This is a genomic window from Mesorhizobium sp. LEGMi-168a (assembly GCF_058312955.1).
Map to the genome: position 1 here is coordinate 1 of NZ_JBZEGV010000086.1, position 1682 is coordinate 1682.

Sequence of the window (1682 nt, forward strand, 5' to 3'; positions counted from 1 at the left end):
CTCTCGACGCAGCGGCGTGAGACGGGCATTCTTATGGATGTTCATTCGGACCCTCCGGCGAATCTGAAGCGTGGTAACTCCAGTCTCCTCGGTCAGGTCCGAATGGACAACCTTCTGAAAGCCCACACCTAGAGCAATGACAGTGGAACCGGTCAGACTGCTCAGCGTCGGCGCATTCACCCTCGACACGATCCTTCGTGTCGAAACGCTTCCCGTGCATCAGGGCAAGTTCATCGCCAGCGACGGCGTCCAGATCGCCTCGGGCATGGCGACGAGCGCCGCCTGCGCCGCGCATCGCCTCGGCGCCCAGGTATCGCTGTGGGCAAGCGCGGGAGACGATGCGGTCGGCGACCAGCTCATCGCCGAGATCGAGGCGGAGGGCGTCGATTGCAGCCTGGTTCGCCGCGTCGCCGGCGCGCGCTCGGCACTGGCCGCGATCCTGGTCGATGCCCATGGCGAGCGTGTCATCGTGCCGTTCTACGACGGCAAGACACAAGCCGATCCCGACACGCTGCCGCTTGCCGACCTCTCCGCCTTCGACGCCGTCCTGGTGGATGTGCGCTGGCCAGGCGCCGCGTCGCTCGCACTGATGGCCGCGCGGGACGCCGGCCGTGTGGCGATCCTCGACGCCGACACCGCGCCGGTCGAGGTGCTTGAGCGGCTGCTGCCTTTAGCCTCGCACATCGTCGCCTCGGAACCGGCGGCGCGCATTATCTGCGGTCATGCGCTCGACCCTGAAAGCGCCTGCGCCGACCTTGCCTCGCGCACCGACGCTTTCGTCGCGGTGACCGGTGGCGCTGCCGGAACCTGGTGGCATGACCGGGAAGCCGGCCGCGTCCGCCACGTCGAGGCGCCGAAGATCAAGGCGGTCGACACGCTCGCCGCCGGCACGTCTTCCACGGCGCCTTTGCCGTCGGCCTTGCCGAGGCGATGCCGCCCGAGCAGGCGCTGCGCTTTGCCAGCGCCGCCGCGGCGCTCAAATGCCTGCGCTTCGGCGGCCGGCTCGGCGCTCCGGACAGGGCCGAGACATTGGCCATGATGGCGGCGCACTGGCCGCCGTCGGAGCAAGGCTAGTTCCTCGACACAGGGACTTTGAAAGATTGCACGCTTGTCGGCGAGCAAGATTTTCTCCGTGAAATCAGCGCAAACGCTGGAGATTGGCTGAAGCCTCCCAACCTCGTCATCCCTGGGCGGAGCAGGAGCGCAGCTCCGTCGCGGAGACCCTGGGATCCATTCCGTGACCTGAGCCATGGAATGCAGCGGAGCAGAATTCTGCACCGCGGCAGGGCTCGGAAGTCACGGAATGGATCCTATGGTCTGCGCCGCGTCGCTTCGCTCCTTGCTCCGCCATAGGATGACGATCGCGACGTGCGTTTCGGCTAGTCACCAAGGCACGCCACCTGCCAAGGCAAACATAGCCGACCGGTCAAATCCGCGCTGGAAAACGAGGGAAAAAGCCTAGGGTTTGGCCGGGTGCTCCACCGCCTGGCGGCCGAAATCCGGCACATCGATGTCCTGGCCGGCCTCGATGATCGAGCGACGGATGGCGCGCGTGCGGGTGAAGAGGTCGAACAGCTTTTCGCCGTCGCCCCAGCGGATCGCCCGCTGCAGCGAGGCCAGATCCTCCGAAAAGCGCGCCAGCATTTCCAGGATCGCGTCCTTGTTGTGCAGGCACACGTCCC

Annotated in this window: 2 pseudogenes; one reads left to right on the top strand and one right to left on the bottom strand. The window is 66.3% G+C overall.

Annotated features, from left to right (window positions below):
• Positions 1-136: 136 nt before the first annotated feature.
• Positions 137-1074, top strand: a pseudogene (locus AC4FWB_RS33990) (sugar kinase).
• A gap of 384 nt (positions 1075-1458) precedes the next feature.
• Here AC4FWB_RS33990 and AC4FWB_RS33995 read toward each other — a convergent pair.
• A pseudogene (locus AC4FWB_RS33995) lies at positions 1459-1682 on the bottom strand (prephenate/arogenate dehydrogenase family protein); the annotation flags it as partial.